Consider the following 21,542-nt stretch of genomic DNA (forward strand, 5'->3'; position numbering starts at 1 on the left):
ATGAGGAGATATTATCATGGAAATATACAACCTTACAAATGACAAGATAGAGAAACAGGATTTTACACAAAATTGGTTTAATGAAAATCAAAAATATTTAGTTATATGCTATGGCAGGGAAGTATTAGATATCCAAGCTATGTTCAACCTTGCTCAAGAAACTATTGATGAATGTATTCATCTTGATGATTTTGTTCGGATGGAAAGCTATGATGACTATGACTATATAAATTTGAATTACTTTTATTTACAAGAAACGAGGCTAAAATTTGAGGAGATTAATTTATATATAGGAGAAAACTATATTGTATTGGTATTAGATCCAAAAGGTATCCTCAAGGAAGATCTAAAAGAGTATATATTTCAAAAGATTGAAAAATCACCAAAAGCTGATGGAAGACTTAATAAGGTATATTACCTAATCTTTGACAAACTATTATCTGATTTATTCATAACTCTTGAGGAAGCGGAAAAAAAAGTACAGGATTTAGAAGATTCCATAATACAGGAGGCAAATCGAAAAATGCTAGAAAGGATAAACTCCTTTCGTTTAATCGTGAATACTATGAAAAGAAATCTTCGACCTCTTTTATATATAGGGGATCAGATAATGGTCAATGAAAATGGATTTATTACAAAAAGCTATCTCAGATATTTTAAGAGTATTGATATACGCTTAAATAAATTATATGATTTTGCTATGGATTTAGCTGAGATGGTTAATCATCTGCAATATATGTATGACAGCACATTATCTACAGAAAGAAATAAAATAAGTGAAAGATTAACGATCATCGCAACATTTTTTGCCCCATTAACTGTAATAACAGGCATATATGGAATGAATTTCATTTATATGCCTGAATTGCAGTGGCAATACGGCTATCCTATAGCTATGGGAATAATGACTATTGTCAGTATTGGATTATATATATTCATGAAAAAGAAGAAGTGGCTTTAAATAGAATCCACTCTGTTTTGAGAACTACAGTATGACCTCAATTTTTAGAAAAGCTCAAAAAACAGTTGACATTTTAAAATGAAACTAATATCATATATAGATAATAGTAAATGCTATGACGGAGAGAAAAATATCAAAACTTGTTTACAGAGAGTTGGAGAGGGTGAGAGCCAGCAATAAGAAGATATATAATATTCACTCCTAAGCAGATTCGTTAAACGATTGTTCAAGTAGGCGAATCCGAAGGCCCATCGTTACAGGGGATAGGACTGTTAGGTCTGATGAGTGATGACATTGTCATAATTAGGGTGGTACCACGGAAATATAATCTTTCGTCCCTATAAATATAGCTTTTGGCTATATTTGTAGGAGCGAAAGATTTTTTTATTCCCAAAAACACAAAAATATTTAGGAGGAAAAGCAAATGAAAAAAAGTATGAGTAATAAGTTGATGGTATTAGTAGTGATTGGAGTGCTAGTATTAGCAGGATGTGGAAGCGACGGAAGCGAAACTGCATATAGAATAGGAATTAGCCAGTTAACAGAACATCCTGCATTAGATGATGCTAGAAGAGGCTTTGAAGATGGATTGAAGGAATTAGGTATAAACGCAGATATTGATTTGAAAAATGCTCAAGGAGACATAGCAAATACAACAACCATAGCACAAAAGTTTGTGAGGGATAAAGTAGATTTAATATTTGCTATATCTACGTCAGCGGCACAAAGTGCAAAACAAGTATCACCGGAAATTCCTGTATTGTTTAGTGCAGTAACAGATCCAGTAAAAGCAGGCATAGTTAATGATTGGAAAAATGTAGGAGGCAATATAACTGGAACATCGGACATGGCTCCAACAGCTTCCCAATTAAAAATGTTTAAAGCCATAGATCCTAGTATAAAGAAAATAGGAATTTTATATAACACAAGTGAATCTAATTCAGAAATTCAAATAGAAGAAGTGAAGAATCTTGCACCTGGAGAAGGACTGGAGGTAGTAACAGTTGGAGTGAGCAACATAAATGAGCTTCCTCAGGCTGTAGATTCTATAATGAGAAAAATAGACGCATTATATATAATAAGCGACAACATGATTGCCTCATCAGTAGAATTAGTGTCAAAAGCATTAATAGAAAACAATATGATATCTGTATCAGCAGAGGAAACTCAAGTAAGAGGCGGTATACTCGTAACCAATGGTCTTAACTACTATGAACTAGGTAAACAAACTGCTGTAATGGCTAAAGAAATACTAGTTGATAAAAAGGATATTTCCACAATTCCTGTTGGTGTAGCTGAAAAAACTATAGTAACAGTAAATCAAAAAACTTTAGAAGCACTGGGACTAGACGAGGATCTGCCTCTATTCAAGGATGCTGTAAAGATTGGAAAATAAGTATTTATAATAAATTAGTTTAAAGAGATTGGGGAGTTGATTATGATTTCATTAATTATGACATCCTTAGAACAAGGATTTATTTTTGCAGTATTAGCTATGGGTGTGTTTCTAACATATAAGGTGCTCGATATAGCAGATCTCTCTGTAGAAGGGACTTTCCCCATGGGAGCTTTTGTATTTGCTAAATTCATTGCCATGGGAGTGAATCCCATAGTAAGCACTTTATTATCTTTTGGCTTTGGTGCTTTGGCTGGATTAGTAACAGGAATTTTTTATATTAAGTTAAGAATAAAACCACTATTAGCTGGGATATTAACTATGACTATATTATATTCGACTAATCTTAGAATATACGGAAAGGCAAATATTCCGCTTTTCAGCTATGAATCAATATTTGATATAGGACCAGTTTTGGTAGTCTTGATGGTGATAGTATTGCTAATAAAGATAATATTAGATTTATTTCTAAAAACAGAAACAGGTTATTTATTAATAGCAACAGGAGATAATGAAACCCTTGTGAGATCTCTTGGAGCCAATAGCAATAAATACAAGCTCATAGGGCTTATGATAGCAAATGGATTTGTAGGACTAAGCGGAGCCTTAATGGCACAAATGCAAGGATTTGCAGAGATAACAATGGGCAACTCTATTATAGTAGTCGCACTTGCTTCAATTATAATAGGCGATACTATAGGAAAAAATTCAAGTAAAATTAAAAATACGACTAGAGCTATATTAGGTGCACTGGTGTATAAGATCATTGGTGGAATTGCAATAGAATTAGGATTAGAGCCTACTGATTTGAAAGCCATAAGTGCATTAATAGTAATAGTCTTTATAGCATATAACAACCTTGCAGCTGATTATTTAGGGAGAAGAAAAAAAGAAGGAGGAAGGAACCATGTTGAGAATAGTAAACTTATCAAAGAGCTTTAATACAGGAACGGATAATGAGATTAATATATTCAATAGCTTGAATTTAGAAATTGAAGAAAACAAATGTACAGTAATAATTGGTTCTAATGGCTGTGGCAAAAGTACCCTTCTTAATATGATAAGTGGTAGCATATCAACAGACAAAGGTCAGATAATACTAAAAGGCAAAGATATATCTAAGACAAGGGAAGAAAAAAGAGCCTCTTATATAGGAAGAGTTTACCAGAATCCATCCATGGGGGTATCTCCTTCTCTTACTATATTAGAGAATATGTCCTTAGCAGACAGAAAAGGAGAGAAGTTTACCCTGAGAAGGCTTATAAGAAAAAGTGAGATAGAGAGATATGTGAAGCTGCTAAAAACTTTAGATCTAGGCTTAGAGAATAAATTAAATACAAAAGTAAAATTTTTATCCGGTGGTCAAAGACAATCTCTTTCTCTGGTAATGGCCGCTATGAAGCATCCTGATTTATTGCTCTTAGATGAACATACGGCAGCGTTAGATCCGAAGACTTCTAATGTAATAATGAGAAAAACTAAGGAGCTTATAGAAAAGTACTCAATAACAACTATAATGATTTCTCACAATATGAGAGACGCAATAGAGTATTCAGATAGGATAATAATGCTTGATAAGGGAGAAGTAGTGTTGGACAAGTCAAGTAAGGATGTAACGGAAAAAGAACTAATTGAAATATATAGAACAAAGCTTGATCTAGAAGGAAAAGCGTCTTAGAAAATAAAGATATGGATTGAAAAAAGTACGGTATTATAATATATTTATATTAAAATCAAATGAAAGGTTGGGAAATGATGAGTTCACTTTTTACATCTCAAAAAATTAAGAATTTGGAAGTGAAGAATAGAATTGTATTACCACCTATGGTATGCTTTACATTCGCCTCAGAGAATGGCTTTGTATCTGAAAAGAATATTAAACATTATGAGGCAATGGCAAAGGGTGGTTCTGGCCTAATTATTGTGGAAGCAGCATGTGTAAATAAAAGTGGAAGATTATCTACGGACCAGCTTGGAATTTGGTCTGATGATTATATCGATGGATTAAGGAGACTGGCACAAGTTTGTCATGAGCATGGTGCCAAGGTTACTATACAGCTTCATCATGCGGGACTTAGAACTTCTAAGCTTATTAATGAAGACACTATAACTTCCTCAGATTATGATAATGGAAAAATATCTGCTAGAGCCATGACAAAGGAAGAAATACATGCATTAGAGGAAGACTTCATCAATGCTGCCATTAGAGCAGAAAAGGCTGGCTTTGATGGTGTTGAACTTCATGGTGCTCATTCCTATCTTATGACACAGTTCTTTTCAACTAAAGTAAATAAGCGGACAGATGAATATGGTGGAAGTCTTGATAATAGATTGAGATTTACACAGGAGATACTAGAAGGAATCAAACAGAAGGTTAGTGATGATTTTATTGTTGGAATTAGAATGGGCAGCAATGAAAATGACCTAGAAACTAGTATTGATATGGCTAAGAAATTTGAAGCTATGGGGATGGACTATCTTCATATTTCTACTGGCTTTGACAATACTCCAATAGACCAAGAGATACCAGAAGATTTTCCTTGTAATTGGATTGTATATGGAGCAGCAAAAATAAAAGAGTATGTGAGTATTCCAGTAATTGCAGTAAATTCAATTAAAACAGCAGAGGCTGCCAATTATTTAATTGACAACAATTTAGTTGAATTTGTTGCTATAGGCAGAGCCCAGCTTGCAGACCATGATTTTGTAAATCATATAAAAGAAAATGAACCTATAATTACATGCTTAAGATGTAAGCCATGTAAATGGTTCACAAATGGAGATAATTGCCCAAGACATTTGTAATATTTAATAAAAGAGAACTGCTCCTTTGAAATTGAGCAGTTCTCTTTCATATTCAAGCTTACAGTATTAAATTTAAAGCATTATTTAAGTCTTCTATTATGTCACTGCATGTTTCAAGTCCTACAGATAATCTAACTAAGCCCTCACTTATTCCAGCAGCAGCCCTTTCCTCAGGGGAATATGGTGAATGAGTCATTGAAGCAGGATGCTGAATTAATGTTTCTGTATCTCCTAAGCTTACAGCAGTTTTGCAAAGATGTGTATTATTAATGACTTTTTTACCTTCTTCAATTCCACCTTTTAACTCAAAGGCAATAATAGCTCCAGGCAACTTCATCTGCGCTTTAGCTAGATTATATTGCTCAAAGCTCTCTAGTCCAGGATAATATACTTTTTCAACTGCGGCATGAGAGTCTAAGAAATTAGCAATCTCCATAGCATTTTGGCAGTGCTTTTCCATTCTTATTTCTAGGGTTTTCATACCTCTCATAATTAGAAAAGCATCAAATGGACTTAAACAAGAACCAGTCATATCTTTTATACCTACAAGACGTACTTCATTTATAAACTCTTGCTTTCCTGCCACAAATCCAGCAATAACGTCTCCATGACCGTTTAGATACTTTGTAGCTGAATGCACGACTACATCTGCACCAAGCTCTATAGGCCTTTGAATATAAGGTGTAGCAAAGGTATTATCTACTACTACTAAACAATTTTCATTTTGATGGGCGATATGAGATATAGCCTTGATATCAGAAATTATTAAAGTTGGATTAGCAGGAGTTTCTAAATATACTACTCTAGTGTTGTCTCTCATAGCATTTCTAACGTTTTCAGGGTCAGTAGTATCTACGAAGGTAACATCAACTCCAAATCTAGTTAATCCATGATTTATATAGGCAAAGGTACAGCCATAAAGAGTTTCAGCAGCAACAATATGGTCACCAGCCTTTAAAGCTGTCCACAAAACTGAAGATACTGCTCCCATACCCGAAGCAGTAGATACACAGGCTTCTGCACCCTCTAATATTGCAACTTTTTCTTCAACTTGAGAGTTTGTTGGATTACCTAATCTAGTGTATATATATCCGTCTTCTTCTAAAGCAAATCTTCTGCCGCCCTGTTCTGCAGAGTCAAATACAAAGGTTGAAGTCTGATAAATAGGAGTAACTAATGCACCAGTTGCTGCATCTTTTTTATGCCCCCCGTGTATAGCCTTTGTTCCAAACCCCATAGTCTCTAATTTTTCCCTATCCATATATGTCCTCCTCGAATCAAGATTTTATTTGCTACTTATATTACAAGCAACAAATATACCAAAATCATGACAATAGGGAAAAAGGTACATAATATCTTTAAATAGCCATTTCATATGATGAAAAAGTAATGTAAAAAAACTAGTGGAAAGTTTTCAGACCATAAACGAAACAAAGTGGCAATATTAGTTTCCATTAGGAAACTTTACTTACCACTTTATATTATATCTTTTTATCTTATTTATAATAGTAGTATGAGAAACACCTAAAATCTTAGCAGCAGACCTAATACTTTTGTTTTTTCTTAAAGCATTTATAATTGTTTTCTTTTCGCAGTCCTCAATTACTTCCCTTAATGATAGTTTATCGCTAAAGTCCATACATGGCTGAGGCTCTGATATATTTTTATGTGGAGTTATGATTAAATTATCTGTTTTCAACAATTTATTTTCACAGAGGTTCATTGCTCTTTCTATAACATTTTGCAGCTCTCTAACATTGCCATGCCAATTATGCTTCATAAGCCTATTAATAAATTCTATTTCTGCTCCTTCTACCTTCTTGTCTAATTTTTTATTTAATTTATTTATGAAAAAGGACACAAGCAATGGAATATCATCAAGCCTATCTCTAAGAGGTGGAATATGTATAGGTATGACATTTAATCTATAATATAGATCTTCTCTAAATGTGTTATTATCAATCATTTCTTCTAGATTTTTATTAGTAGCGGCTATGATTCTAACGTCAATTTCTTCTTCCTTTGTGCTGCCTATTTTTCTAATGCTTTTTTCTTGTAGGGCTCTCAAAAGCTTTGCTTGCATGGCTCCAGAAAGCTCGCCAATTTCATCTAAAAACAGTGTGCCACCATCAGCTTCCTTAAAAAGTCCATCCTTTCCACCTTCTATAGCACCAGTAAAGCTTCCTTTTTCATACCCGAATAACTCGCTTTCAATTAAACTATCAGGCAAAGCTGCACAATTTAATGTTACGAAGCTTTTATTTTTGCGACTGCTTAGTCTCTGAATGGCTTTTGCAAATAACTCTTTTCCAGTGCCGCTTTCTCCACGCAATAAAATAGTAGAGTCACTTTTAGCTACTAGCTTGGAGACTTCTTTGACCTTTTCAATTGAAGGACTATTTCCAACAATATCTTTAAATATCCCTTCGTTATTTGCAGAGATGATATTAGCTATCTGTATAGTTTTTTTGACATCCTTTATAGATATTACAGCCCCAAGGGTTCTATCGTTATCATCTTTAATAAGGCTCTCAGTAGTTATATATTGTTTATTATTAGTATTTTCTATATTAAAATGAAAGTTATTATGTACATTTTCTTTTCGCATTAAATTGGAGATAGATGAGTTGTTATTTATTAGATTCCTTATATCTGTCCCTAAAACATCTTCTTTTTTGCAATTGAAAATATTTTCGCAATAATTATTAAAAATCTCAATTTTAAAATCTTTATTTATAGAAATTATTCCATCATCTACGGAATTGATGATAGCATAAAGCTTTCTTTCATTTGTTTCATATGAAAGTAGCTCTATTTCATCTATGGAAATAACGCCATTTATTTTTAACAATTTATTTATTAGTAAATTCTTTTTTTTGCTATCTATTTTTCCTATTTTTACGCAGACTTTTTTTGGTGATACTTCTAAGGAATTAAGATTTATATTAGCTGAATAGATTTCAGATAATATGGCTAGTGTCATACCAATTCTATCTTCTGTAATTATTTTAAATCGAATAAATTCATTCATATTTATCACCAGCTCCAACAGATTTTCAATAAAGAAGGCATCATAAACCATATTCAATTTTTCTATGAAAAATCCTTTAAATAAATCTAAGAAAAACCCTTCTTGATAAAAAACATATATTTTTTCAAAAAAATTTAATGATCAATTGAAAAACTAAATCAGACTTTGTGAAGTTGAATTTGGGCATAGTTTCAAGAGGTCTGCTATAAAAAAGTTTTTTTGTAAGACTAAATTAGACTGCAATGTAAAAAGGAGTCTAATTTACTTTTACAACTAAGGAGACTGTCAAAGAAAGATATAAATTTTTGTACTTGCAATCTTAGGAAACTTATGGTATAATTGTAAAACGGATTGTATAAACTAAATATAGTATCGCTGAATTCTCTAGAGAAGCGGGGGAACCAATTTTTAGGGGTGAATCCGATTTAGGAGGGGCTACCCTTTAGCCCTAACCCGACAGCTAACCTCGTAAGCGTAGAAGGGGGCAGTATATTATACTGATTTGAAACCCATGGAGCCCCATGGTTTTTTTGACCCCCAAATTTTAGTTTACGTAATGTAGTAGTAAATATTATTTGGAGAGGATGATTTTATTGAAAAAAGAGCTCACTTATTGTATTATTGGTGCTGGCAACGGTGGAATTGCTATGGCAGGATACCTTGCTAAGATCGGATACAAGGTAAACCTGTACAATAGGACATTAGAAAAGATTCTTCCTCTGATGAAAGATAGGATTATCTACCTTACAGGTGAGGAAAATGGGCACGGAGTGCTGAACAAAGTAACAAGCAATATGGAAGAGGCTATTAAAGATGTTGACATAATAATGGTAACTGTTCCTGCCATTGGACATTATTATATTGCTAAAGAAATGGCTCCTTATTTAAAGGATGGTCAAATAATAATACTAAATCCAGGTCGAACTGGAGGGGCTTTAGAGGTATATGAAACCCTATTAAGAGAAAGAAAGAAGAATAATATAATAGTGGCAGAAGCTCAAACCTTCATTTATGCCTCTAGATCAACGGCATTTAATCATGCGCATATTTTTAAATCTAAAAAGGAAGTAACTCTAGCTGCAATACCAGCCATAAAAACAAATTATGTATTAGAGCTTATCAACGAGGCATATCCTCAGTTTATATCAGCAAAAGATGTTCTAGAAACTAGCATCAACAACTACGGTGCAATATTTCATCCAGCACCTACACTTCTGAACAGCGGGCATATCGAAAGGGGAGCACCCTTTGAATATTATACCGAAGGAATTACACCATCAATAGGAAATTTTCTGGAGAAAATAGACAGAGAAAGAATGGAACTAGGGAGAATGCTTCAGGTAGAGACAGTATCAGCCACTGAATGGTTAAAGGAGACCTATGGCACAAAAGGTGAAACTATCTTTGAAGCTGTTCAGAATAATCCAGCATATAAAGGATTACAAGCACCACAGGGACTACATATTAGATATATTTACGAGGATGTTCCATATAGCTTAGTACCTATGGAATCGATGGCCTGCAGCTTAGGAATGAAAACTCCGGCTATATCTTCAATAATTAATGTAGCTCAATTAATGACAAACAGAGACTTTAGAGAAGAAGGTAGAACAGCAGATAGATTGGGATTAGAAGGATTGACAATTGCAGAAATGCATATGCTGGCAAGGAGAGGAACAATAGTCAAGAGAAGGTTGGAAGAGGTGGTTTAATGAAAAAAATTATAGGATTGACACTTGGAAATTGTGTCCATGTGGCAGGTACCATGAATTTTCTTGGTCTAGCAGAAAAGGAAAATTATAAAACGGAATCCGTAGGCATAGGAATAGATGTTAGTGAGCTAACCAAAATCATTGAAGATAAAAAGCCTGATATTGTAGGGCTTTCGTATAGACTGTCACCAGAACCACTGAATAAAATATTAGAAGAATTAAAAGAAAATATCCATATAAATGAGAACTTAAAGAATATAGTTTGGTTATTTGGCGGTACAGAGCCAACAGCCTTAGTAGCGGAAAGACATAACATATTTGATAAGATTTTTTATGGAAATGAAGATATTGATGAAGTAATCGCTTACCTTAAAGGACAGGAAAGCTTAGAAGAAGAATCTTATCCAAGGAATCTTATAGACAGGATAAAATCAAAATATCCTTATCCAGTAATAAGACATCATCTAGGGCTTACATCTATGGAGAATACTATAGAGGCAATAGAAAAGATTGCCAATGCCAAAGTATTAGACATAATATCCATAGCGCCAGACCAAAATGCTCAAGAGTTTTTCTTCGATCAAGAAAATATGGACGAGAATTTAAACGGAGCTGGTGGAGTGCCTGTTAGAACTAGAGAGGACCTACAAGCTTTATATAATGGAGCTCAAAGAGGAAATTATCCTCTATTAAGATCATATAGCGGAACTAAGAATATAATTAGATTTGCAGAGGTTTTAAAAGATACTATAAACAATGCTTGGTGTGCAGTTCCGCTTTTTTGGTATTCGGAACTAGATAAGAGAGGACCTAGAACACTAAAAGAGGCCATAATAGAAAACCAAAAAGTAATGGCTTGGCACGGGGAAAGAAACATTCCAGTAGAAGTAAATGACCCTCATCATTGGAGCTTAAGGGATGCCCACGATGCAATAGGAGTAGCTGTAGCATATTTAGCTGCATATAATGCTAAAAAAATGGGAGTAAAGGACTACATTGCGCAATTTATGTTCAATGTACCAGCTTATATTTCAGCAGAAAATGATTTAGGAAAAATGTTGGCAAAAATAGAATTAATAGAAAGCTTAGTAGATGAGAACTTCAATGTTTATCGTCAAGCCAGAGCAGGCCTAGCAAGCTTTCCAGCAGACCTAAATCAAGCTAAGGGGCAATTAGCTGCATCTGCTTATTTAGCTATGGCTATAAAGCCTCATATTTATCATGTTGTTGGCTTCTGTGAAGCACATCATGCGGCAGAGGCAGAGGATGTTATAGAATCCTGTAAGATAGTCAGAGGGATAATAAAAAACGAATTCTTAGGCTCCATAGATTTGACTAAGGATGCAAATGTTCAAAGGAGAAAAACAGAGCTAATAGAGGAAGCTAAAGTTATCATAGATAGCATAGAATCCCTTGGTTCAGAAATAGAAGATCCTCTGACAGACCCAGATATATTAGTTAAAGCAGTAAGATTAGGAATATTGGATGCACCTCAACTAAAGGGTAATAGAGTAGCTAAGGGAGAATTAAAGACTAGAATGATAAGCGGTGCCCTATATGCCTATGACGAAAAGAATGCAAGGATAATACCTGAAAAAGAAAGAGTAGGGGATATCTTGGAAAATAGTTATGTAAGTGAATAATTCGTCATTCTGAGCTATAGCGAAGAATCTCGTTGTTAAAAGATAGCTAAACAGTGGTTTAACATTTGTTCAACTACTGCTTAGCTAATGTTTATTATTATTTAAACATGAGATTCTTCACTACTTTCAGAATGACAAAATAGCACTTTTTATACAATCAACGACCCCGTTTAATAATCATCCTTAAATAATTTCTCAAAAGTATTTACATCATTGGTCATACTCAGATGTTGACTTGCAGGGCCCTCTATTATTTCTCCTTCATATGAAAATCTTGAGCCGTGGCAAGGACAGTCCCAAGACCTTTCGGCAGAATTCCAGCTTAATTCACAGCCCATATGAGTACAAGTTGTATTTACAATATGGAGCTTATCTTCTTCATCTCTATATACTCCAACTCGCTTACCATCAATTTTTAAAATTTCTCCTTCACCTAGATTTACGTTTACATCTTCTGATGCAGGAGCAAGCTTACCATCTATAAGCTGCTGTGCAACATTGAAATTTTCTACTATGAAGTTTTTAGCCGAGGCAAGAATGGTTTTACGTGATGGATTATAAACGTCCTGCCATGGACTCTTACCTTTTATTATTAAATCCCTAAGAAGCATTGCAGAGACCATACTATTTGTCATGCCCCATTTTCCAAAGCCAGTAGCTATATACAGGTTGGGGGTGTTAGAGGTATAATGTCCTACATAGGGTATTCCATCCAGAGTCATACAGTCTTGAGTTGACCATCGATATAGTATATTTTCCACAGTGAAGGTATCATTAGCAAAGTCTATAAGAGTTTCATAGTGCTTTATCGTATCTACACCCTGTCCTGTTTTGTGGTGATTCCCACCAACTAATATAAGTTCACCATCTTCATAAGACTGGTGTCGTAGTGAACGTGCTGGTTCTTCTGCATTTATATACATTCCGCCTGGATATTTTTCCTTTGCCCTAATAGCGACAACATAGGACCTTTCTGGATATATTCTCGTGAAGTACATCCCATGTTTATTATAGAAAGGATAGTGAGATGCAATAATAACTTTTTTAGCAGTTATTTTTTTCCCTTGGGCAGTTGTAATAACGTAATTGTCTCCTTCTTCAATGTCTATTGCTCTAGTCTGTTCGAAAATATGACAATCATTATCAGGAATAGTTTTTGCTAAGTCAAGCAGATATTTTAGCGGATGGAATTGAGCTTGATTATCAAAACGAACCGCTGCTTTAATAGATATAGGTAAAGGTATTTCTTCTATATAAGAAGCCTTTATACCTAAGCTCGAAGCAGCCTTCACTTCGTCGTTAATCTCTTGAATGTATTCATCTTGTTGTGTATATACGAATGCTGGCTGAACAATATAATCACATTGAATATTATTAGCCTCTGCTATTTTTCTTATCTCTTGTATGGCAGTTTCATTAGCCTCCGCATATTGTCGTGCTAATTCTTCACCCATTTGATTTTTTAGCTTGCTATAAATAAGTTCGTGTTGTGAAGTGATTTTTGCTGTAGTATGTCCAGTGGTGCCATTGGCAATGTGTCCAGCTTCAAGAACAACTACTCTCAAGCCCTCTTTTTTCAAAAGATAAGCACATGAAATCCCCACTAATCCTCCGCCTACTATTGCTACATCCACGCTGATGTCTTCGTTGAGGATAGGATAATTTGTATTAGAGGCAGAGGCTATCCAATAAGATTGTGGGAGATTTTTAAATATTTTTCGCTTGTCTATATTCATAATAATCCTCCATAGTAGATATTTTTCTGTGAGTCTATTTTCTGTCTATTAAGTATAAAATATTCAGATAAAAATAATTAGAAAATATAAATAAAAACAAAAAAGGACTAGAGATACCTAGTTTTTTATTTTTAATTTAAGAGGAACTTTGAGAGTATTACAATTTTTTTGTCGACACTACAAAATAAGTCGAGAAAAGGTACTTAGATTTTGACATTAACCTTTTAAAATTTAACATCTGTGTCATTTATCGTTACTGTCGCTATTTAGGGATGAAGGTAAATGTGTCGAGAAAATTATTTTTTAAAATATTGCTCTAATGTTTTTGTCAAGTAAAATTTTCTAGTCTGTATATATGTAGCATTAATTTAGACGTTTTTGATGTCTTTTTTTGGGACTTGTCTTAAAAAAAAGAAAAAAAATATCTTTTTCAAAAAAAATTGAAGGAAATTGCTTTTGGGACAAAGCAGTATTTTACATATTTCTAAAAACTGGGAGTATATCATAAGATTTAAGAAATATCTGAGCATATTTTTCAAGTCATACTTCAACCTAAAGTTAATTAAAGTTAGTGCTATAAAAGAAACATTAATTAATTCTACAAATCTGAGTATACAAATATTTTTTATTACTATAAGAAAAAATAGATTATCTTACTCTATCGAATTAACGTAAACTTCAGGTTTACGAGTTCGAGCAACAAAATTATAAAAAGCCGCAAGATGTGCACATTTCAGAAAATATCCAAAATAGAAGATTAAAAATAAAACGATTTTTATGCAAAAATTTTGAAATATAGGCATAAATTATAGCTATTTGGAAATAACTTCCCTTAGCTATAAAGCATACTAATATTCCAAAGTTATTGCTATTTATTTTAGTTACATACAGTTAAATATATCTAGGATATAGCTAAGTAAGTTATTTAATATATTTTGTGCAGTATTTATGCGGAAATGCTCCGCAGCTAACAATAAATAATATTATACAAGGAGGGTACTTATGAGGCAAAAAAACAAGATTTTATCATTAATCATTGTTCTTTTTATGTTATTTTCTATGACTCTAAATGTTTTTGCACAGATTTCAGACATTGATAGTCATTGGGGGAGAGAGGAAATTAATTACATGCTGGACAAGGGTGTGTTGAGTGGCTATCCTGATGGAACTTTCAGACCGAATAACAACATTAGCAAGGTTGAATTCTACAAAATAATAAATCAGCTATTAGGCTATGAAGATATTGCTGATGTAGGATTTAAAGATGTTGTATCAACAGAATGGTTTTATAAAGAGGTAGCAAAAGGTATCAAGGCAGGATATCTACTAAATGGAGAATTTCTAAACCCAAAAGATTTTATTACCAGAGAAGAGGTAGCAAGAATTATTGGTTTTTCATTTAAATTAAAAGAAAATCCACAGTCAGCTTCTTTTTTTAAAGATCATGCACTTATATCCCCGAGTGCAATAGGTTTTATTGGTGCTTTAAAGGAAAAGGAATATATATCGGGATTTCCTGATGGAAGCTTTGGACCACAGAATAATATTACTAGGGCAGAAGTGGTAAAAATGCTTTATAACATCTTAATAGCTGAGGGATTGCCTAAAAAAGTTGATTTAACAGCTTATAAAGCAGCACTAGCAGCTGTAAAAAAATCTGATTATACAGCAAAGAGCTGGAATACATATCAAAAAATAGTTGAAGCAAATAAAGTAACTGAGGATAATACTCAGGACGAAGTAGATGCTGCTACATCAGCAATTAAGGCTGCACAAAAGGATTTAGTAAAAGAACAGGCTAAAGCATCAGGTGGAGGTGGAGGTAGTGGTGACTATGAACCACCTAAAAAGGCTGATTTGTCCAGATATAAAGCAGTGCTAGCAGCAGTAAAGAAAGCTGATTATACTGAAGAGAGCTGGGCTATTTACCAAAAAGTTGTGGAAGATAATAAAGTAACTGAAAAAGATACGCAAGCAAGAGTGGATGCTGCGACAGCAAAAATTAAGGCAGCACAAGAAAAATTAGTGAGAATTGAAGAGCCAGGAAAAGTAGATAAAACAAAATTGACATCGTCAATACAGGCAGCAGCAGTATATGAAGCAGTGTATTACACACCGGAAACATGGGAGGATTTTAAAATAGCACTAGAAAATGCTAAAGAAGTTAGGGATAATGACCAAGCAACTCAAGCAGAAGTAGATGAAGCATTGGCAGCCTTGATAGAAGCTATAGAAAGCTTAGAAGAAGTTGATCCAGAACCAGTGGTAGATAAAACAGAGCTAGCAGCGAAGATAGCAGAAGCAAGAGGATTAAATGAAGAAAACTACACAGAGGAATCATGGTTAGCTTTAGAAAGTGTATTAGCAGAAGCGGTAGCAGTTAATGAAGATGAAGAAGCAACTCAAGCAGAAGTAGAAGAAGCATTAGCAGCTTTGATAGAAGCAATAGAAGGCTTGGAAGAGAAGGAAGAGCCAGCCATTACAAATATTCAGCCAACTGAAGATATAACTCTTAAAGCTGGAGATACATTAGAAATAAGCTTTAACGCACCAACAGGTGGAGATGGTTATTACAGAATAATGATTCCATTATACACAAAGTTGGATAATAAAATCGGAACCCCTATGTATGAAGAATCACCAGGACTATATACTGCAATATGGACAGTACCAGAAAAGTTAGAAGCTACTGGTTTACAAGTTGAGGTAATATACATTACTACAGATGGTGGCAGGTTATGTGAAATTGCAGAAGGAAAGATAACTGTAATATTAGAGGAAGAGCCAGTAGTAGATAAGAGCGAATTAGCAGCAAAGATAGCAGAAGCAGAAGGCTTAGATGAAGAAGACTATACAGAGGAATCATGGTCAAATCTACAAATTGCTTTAGGAACAGCTATAAATGTTAGAGATAACGAAGAAGCAACTCAAGCAGAAGTAGAAGAAACATTGGCAGCTTTGGCAAAAGCAATAGAAGCCTTGGAAGAGAAGGAAGAGCCAGTAGTAGATAAGAGCGAATTAATAGCAAAGATAGCAGAAGCGGAAAGTTTAAATGAAGAAGACTATACAGAGGAATCATGGTCAAATCTACAAATTGCTTTAGAAGCAGCTATAAATATTAGAGATAGCGAAGAAGCAACCCAAATAGAAGTAAATGAAGCATTAGCAGCATTAGTAAATGCTATAGCAGCATTAGTAAGAGTGGAGCAATCAGTGGAAGAGGCTCTAGCAGAGGCAATAGCTGAAGCCGAACAACTAAATAAAAATACCTATCGACCAGAAACGTGGGTTGATCTTTGGAAAGCACTGAAAAACGCAAAGGTAGCTTATAGCAATCCTGCATCTACTGAAGAACAGTTAAGCGAAGTATTAGAAAGACTTTTAAATGCAATGGATGCTCTATTAGAAAAGAATATTGCTCCAGAGGAAGCTACAATAATGGCTACATACCATCCAAGCTTTATACCCACTTTTGGAACAGTATCGATACAAGTTACAAATATAGAAAGTGCAGCTAAATTTACAGTAGTTTATCATCTTGCTGATGATAAAGATACTGGTAGAGAAAATTTAGAAAAAACTGCTATAGCTGACATTGGTCAAAAATCAGGAAATATTTTCTATAATATAGCACAATACAATACAGTGGAAATAAGCATATATGATGTAGCAGGAGAATATATATGCACATTTGAAAGTGTTGTATTAGGACGTCAATAATGACCTAAATCACAACTTAGCCTACCCCAAAGGTTTACCTTTGGGGTAGGGCTTACAAGTTGATGGTAAATAAATAAAGAGGAGGAAGCAATTTGAAAAAAATCAACAAAATTAGCAGGTTTCTATCAATATTATTAGTACTTACCTTGATTTTTCCAGGATTTGTTTTTGCAGACAATCAAGATAATCAAGGTAATCAGAGAATTGCAGAAAAGGTTTTACTAGAGAAGGCGATGGAAAAGTTCCAACCGAAACTAGAAGAGGGCAGAATTAAGCTAGAGGATAATTTGGAAAGATTCTTCGATAAAAATGATGAGGTTAGAGTTATTGTTGAATTGAAAACTAGCCCCTCAATAGTGCAGGCCTCAGAACGAAACATGAGCTATAGGGAAATGTCAAGAAGTACGATTAATGATATTGAGAGAAAAATTGAACTAGAGCAGAAAAATGTAAAAAATGATATTTTATCAAGAAAAATAGATATGGAGTTTTTAAATAGCTTTAAAACTGCATTTAATGGATTTAGCGGTAAAGTAAAATATGAAGATATTAAAGTGATTGAAAAATTGCCTTTGGTTAAAAAGGTGTATATTGCCAGCGAATATGAAAGACCTGAGATTGAACCTAATATGGATACATCTAATGATATGATAGGTTCTATTCCAACTTGGAACACCGGATATGAAGGAGAAGGAAGAGTAATAGCTATTATAGACACAGGTATTGACCCTAATCATAGGGACATGGTACTTAGTGAAGAAACTAATCCAAGACTTACAGAAGAAACAGTTGAGGATAAAGACTTGTTAGGAAGATATTATACTGAGAAAGTTCCTTATGGATATAACTATTATGATTTAAACAATGAGATTCGTGATTTAGGACCAGAAGCTTCCATGCATGGTATGCACGTAGCTGGTACTGCAGGAGCAAATGGAAATACTGAAGACGGCGGAATTAGAGGGGTTGCTCCAGAGGCTCAATTACTTGCAATGAAGGTGTTTTCAAACGACCCAATATATGCTACTACATTTAGTGATATTTATCTAGTAGCAATTGACGAAGCTATAAGACTTGGAGCAGATGTACTTAACATGAGCTTAGGCTCAACTGCAAGCTTTTATATTCCTGATTCAGCAGAGAATATTGCATTAACTAATGCCACAAATAATGGTATAGTATGTTCAGTTTCAGCAGGAAACTCTGGCTCTATGACTTACGGTTGGTCAGCTACTAACTATGGATATCCGTGGCAGGAGAACCCTGATATTGGCGTTGTAGGTGCACCAGGGCTTAATAAAGATACTATACAAGTAGCTTCAATTGAAAATACTCATAAAAAAGAAAATTCATTAATTTACGTAAAAGATGGAGAAGAACATGGCGTTGCAATGGCAATGGCAATAGCAGGTGAAATAAATCCAGCAACAGTTTTATCTGGTTCTCAAGAATTTGTAGATTGTGGAGATGGAAGTCCAGAATTTTTAACAGAAGTAGAAGGAAAAGTTGCTTTAGTAGTACGTGGAGGAAACACTCCAAACTTTGTTGACAAGATAGCGAATGCTCAAAATGCAGGAGCAGCAGCTATTATAGTACGTAATCATCAAGCTGGTGGAGAAGAATTGATCAATATGGCTACACCAGATGTGCAAACTATACCAGCCGTATTTATTGGCTATACAGATGGAGTAGCTTTATTAGAGTTAGAGAACAAAGAAGTTACTTTCACCGACGAGCTAATTAGCATACCTAATCCAAGTGGATATTTAATGTCAGATACTACATCATGGGGAACCACTCCATCATTAGAACTAAAGCCTGAAATAACTGCTCCAGGAGGATATATTTATTCAACATTAAATGATAATAAATATGGGACCATGAGTGGAACCTCCATGGCAGCACCTCATATATCGGGTGGAGCAGCTCTTATTATGGAGTATATTAAAGAACATGAAGTGTATAGTAGCTTAAGCTTATCAGAGCAAACAAGACTTGCTAAAGTTCTTTTAATGAATACTGCAAACGTTATTCTTGATGAAGATGGAATTGAATATTCACCAAGAAGACAGGGTGCAGGTCTAATGAATCTTTACGGTGCAATAAATACTCCAGTTAGAGTAGTAGATGCTACAACTAATGAAGCTAAGGTAGAATTAAAGGATTTTGAAAATACCGAATTCACCATGACATTTAAAGTCATAAATGAGACAGATTCAGATGCAGAATACGATGTAGATATAGCAGTTTTAAGGGATTATATTCATCCGCTAGGACTTAACTTATTAGCTTCAGATTATATCTATGATGCTGACATAGACGCACCAGAGACAATAACTATTCCAGCAAATGAAGAAGTTGAATTTGATGTGACAATAGATATTGGCACAGATGAATCAATTTATTGGAATATGTTTGTTGAAGGATTTGTTACCTTAACAGATCCAGAAGATAACTATCCAACTTTATCAGTTCCATATGTTGGGTTCTATGGTGATTGGGGAGAACCATCTATACTTGACGGCATGAGGTTTATCGATCCAGAGGGCTATTCTTACTTCAATATGTCAGGTATGCTTTGCTGGGATGCTGAGGGGAATGGGTACTACTATACTACTCCTACAATATACATGAATCCAGGAACAGAAGCTGGATTTATAAATGGTACTGGTAATATCATGCCTTACCTATCTTTTATGAGAAATTCAGAAACAGTTGATTACAATATACTAGACAAGGAAGGGAATCTTTTAAGAACCATATTAATGCAAGAATATGTTAGAAAGACTTATGTTAATGGAGGACAAAATCAACCTGTTAGAATGATAACCAATGCAGAATGGGATGGAGAGGTAAATGGTCAAGTTGTACCTGATGGGGAGTATTTTTATGAGATTGCAGCAAGGGTTCATTATGATGGCTCTGATGTGCAGTCAAAGAAAATTCCTATTAAAGTAGATACTGTTGGACCATCTATTGATAATTTAGCATATAATCCAGAAACCGGAATGCTGACTTGGAATTCATCAGACAAAGGAATAGGTATATTAGGTTTTATGTTCATGATTAATGGAGAAATATTAGAAGAGGAAGCTGTAGGAGAACCTAATAAGGCATCTTATGAGTTTAATATAAGCCAATATATTAATGAATTAGGCTCATATGAAATTGCAGTTATATCCATTGACGAATTACTCAATATGGATGTCGCTATGGTAACATATGTCAAGGATAATGCAGACGCGCATATATACATTTACTCACCAAGTTTATTTGGGGAATATGATACTTCTGAGGTATTATTCGAAGGATATGTCACAAACTTTGCTGCATTAGATAAGGTTGTGATAAATGAAATAGAAGAAGCTGATATTCAGTTTATAGAGAACGTAGAATTAAGGCATCCTGATGATCCATCTACTATTATCTATACAGGTCCAGCTTATAAGTTTACAAAATCTTTAACTTTAGCAGATGGATATCAAGAAGTTAAAGTCGAGGCCATATCTAAGACAGGGGCTTCCAGTAGCCTAGTGAGAAGATTCTATGTAGATACTACAGCACCAGAGCTTGAGGTGGTTTTAAATGAAATCAACAAGATATCTAAAACAGCAGAACTAGATATTTCAATGTATGACAATCTTGGCAATCTATACTTGTATAAGGGAGATAGTCAAGTATATATTCACGAAGAACCATTAGCAATACCTAATCCATCCGAAAAGGTAATAAATCTAACAGTAGAGCTTGAAGAAGGAGAAAATCCATTTGTGTTTACTCTACGTGATTCAATCGGACATGAAACAGTTAAAGAAATTAATATAATCCTAGAATTAGATGAAGAGCCAGAGGAACCAGCTATTACAAACGTTCTTCCAGATGAAGATGCAGAATTTAGATCAGGAGAAACATTAGAGGTAAGCTTTAATGCTCCAGCAGGAGGAGAAGGCTACTTTAAAATAATGCTCCCATTTGAAATGTCAAGTAATAAGCTTGGGATTCCAATGAATGATGATAATGGGTTATATACAGGGACTTGGACAGTGCCAGAAGGATTAGTAGCTAGAAATTTACAAATTGAAGTAATATACGTATGCGAAGATGGTACTAAATTGTATGAAATGGCAGGGGGAAGGATAACAGTAATAGGAGAAATTGAAAATTTACCAGAAAGTACAGTAATAATAGATGGTGAGGCTTTTGATATGGATTACCTAGACAATGATTCAGAGGCACAAATGAAGCTTATTGAATGGTTGGATTTAGGTAAACAAATCTACGTTAAGCTTAGTGAGGATACATTAGTTGATGGTGATGGTGAAAGGATAACTATTGAGCTATTACCTAAACGACTAATTTACTTTGACATGAATGGTAATATAACAATCTTTGAAAAATAGAATAGTCTAAACAGGCAAAGCTATCCCTAAGAAATTAGGGATAACTTTGCTCTTTATTAGTTTGGATTTCGTCAATATATATAATGTTGTAATAAAATGATAAAAAAATAAATATAATTCAATGGTGTCACTTAGTGG

The 21,542-nt window shown here is 34.2% G+C and carries 12 protein-coding genes, 1 riboswitch and 1 other annotated feature; of the genes, 9 read left to right on the forward strand and 3 right to left on the reverse strand.

Features of this window, described 5'->3' with window-relative positions:
• Positions 1-16 precede the first annotated feature (16 nt).
• From QO263_RS04490 to QO263_RS04510, 5 genes are all read left to right on the forward strand, one after another.
• Positions 17-961, forward strand: a complete 945-nt coding sequence (locus QO263_RS04490; protein ID WP_285626881.1) for a magnesium transporter CorA family protein — start codon at positions 17-19, stop codon at positions 959-961.
• Between the two features lie 106 nt (positions 962-1,067).
• Positions 1,068-1,304: a binding site (T-box leader), on the forward strand.
• Positions 1,305-1,385: 81 nt separating this feature from the next.
• On the forward strand, positions 1,386-2,357 hold the full coding sequence (locus tag QO263_RS04495) for an ABC transporter substrate-binding protein (protein WP_285626884.1): 972 nt from the start codon (positions 1,386-1,388) through the stop codon (positions 2,355-2,357).
• Positions 2,358-2,399: 42 nt separating this feature from the next.
• Entirely contained in the window at positions 2,400-3,299 is a 900-nt protein-coding gene (locus QO263_RS04500; RefSeq protein ID WP_285626886.1) for an ABC transporter permease, read from the forward strand.
• A complete protein-coding gene (locus QO263_RS04505) occupies positions 3,265-4,035 on the forward strand; it encodes an ABC transporter ATP-binding protein (RefSeq protein ID WP_285626889.1) in 771 nt (256 codons plus the stop codon). The genes QO263_RS04500 and QO263_RS04505 overlap by 35 nt, the downstream gene beginning before the upstream one ends.
• 74 nt (positions 4,036-4,109) lie before the next feature.
• Positions 4,110-5,162 (forward strand): NADH:flavin oxidoreductase, encoded by a 1,053-nt coding sequence (locus tag QO263_RS04510; RefSeq protein ID WP_285626891.1) that lies wholly within the window; start codon positions 4,110-4,112, stop codon positions 5,160-5,162.
• A gap of 58 nt (positions 5,163-5,220) precedes the next feature.
• Here the strand turns inward: QO263_RS04510 and megL are convergent, their stop codons facing one another.
• Together megL and QO263_RS04520 are read right to left on the reverse strand one after the other, a co-directional pair.
• The gene (gene megL, locus QO263_RS04515; RefSeq protein WP_285626893.1) at positions 5,221-6,423 is read right to left on the reverse strand and encodes a methionine gamma-lyase; all 1,203 of its coding nucleotides are present in this window, start codon (positions 6,421-6,423) and stop codon (positions 5,221-5,223) included.
• A 207-nt stretch (positions 6,424-6,630) separates the two neighbouring features.
• Positions 6,631-8,193, reverse strand: coding sequence for a sigma 54-interacting transcriptional regulator (locus tag QO263_RS04520; RefSeq protein ID WP_285626895.1), 1,563 nt, complete (start codon positions 8,191-8,193; stop codon positions 6,631-6,633).
• A gap of 363 nt (positions 8,194-8,556) precedes the next feature.
• Positions 8,557-8,683, forward strand: a riboswitch (cyclic di-AMP (ydaO/yuaA leader).
• Positions 8,684-8,786: 103 nt separating this feature from the next.
• Here QO263_RS04520 and QO263_RS04525 point away from each other — a divergent pair.
• Both QO263_RS04525 and QO263_RS04530 read left to right on the forward strand, forming a co-directional pair.
• Complete coding sequence (locus tag QO263_RS04525; protein ID WP_285626898.1) at positions 8,787-9,905, forward strand: NAD/NADP octopine/nopaline dehydrogenase family protein; 1,119 nt, start codon at positions 8,787-8,789, stop codon at positions 9,903-9,905.
• The gene (locus QO263_RS04530) at positions 9,905-11,548 is read left to right on the forward strand and encodes a methionine synthase (protein WP_285626901.1); all 1,644 of its coding nucleotides are present in this window, start codon (positions 9,905-9,907) and stop codon (positions 11,546-11,548) included. The genes QO263_RS04525 and QO263_RS04530 overlap by 1 nt, the downstream gene beginning before the upstream one ends.
• Before the next feature lie 170 nt (positions 11,549-11,718).
• On the opposite strand, the gene QO263_RS04535 is transcribed toward QO263_RS04530, so the two are convergent.
• On the reverse strand, positions 11,719-13,284 hold the full coding sequence (locus QO263_RS04535; protein ID WP_285626903.1) for an FAD-dependent oxidoreductase: 1,566 nt from the start codon (positions 13,282-13,284) through the stop codon (positions 11,719-11,721).
• A 1,002-nt stretch (positions 13,285-14,286) separates the two neighbouring features.
• Between QO263_RS04535 and QO263_RS04540 the strand changes: the two genes are divergently transcribed.
• Complete coding sequence (locus QO263_RS04540; RefSeq protein WP_285626905.1) at positions 14,287-17,004, forward strand: S-layer homology domain-containing protein; 2,718 nt, start codon at positions 14,287-14,289, stop codon at positions 17,002-17,004.
• 92 nt (positions 17,005-17,096) lie between these two features.
• Entirely contained in the window at positions 17,097-21,404 is a 4,308-nt protein-coding gene (locus QO263_RS04545; RefSeq protein WP_285626907.1) for a S8 family serine peptidase, read from the forward strand.
• Positions 21,405-21,542 lie beyond the last annotated feature (138 nt).

Origin of the sequence: Proteiniborus sp. MB09-C3, from assembly GCF_030263895.1 — a bacterium.
Taxonomy (GTDB): domain Bacteria; phylum Bacillota; class Clostridia; order Tissierellales; family Proteiniboraceae; genus Proteiniborus.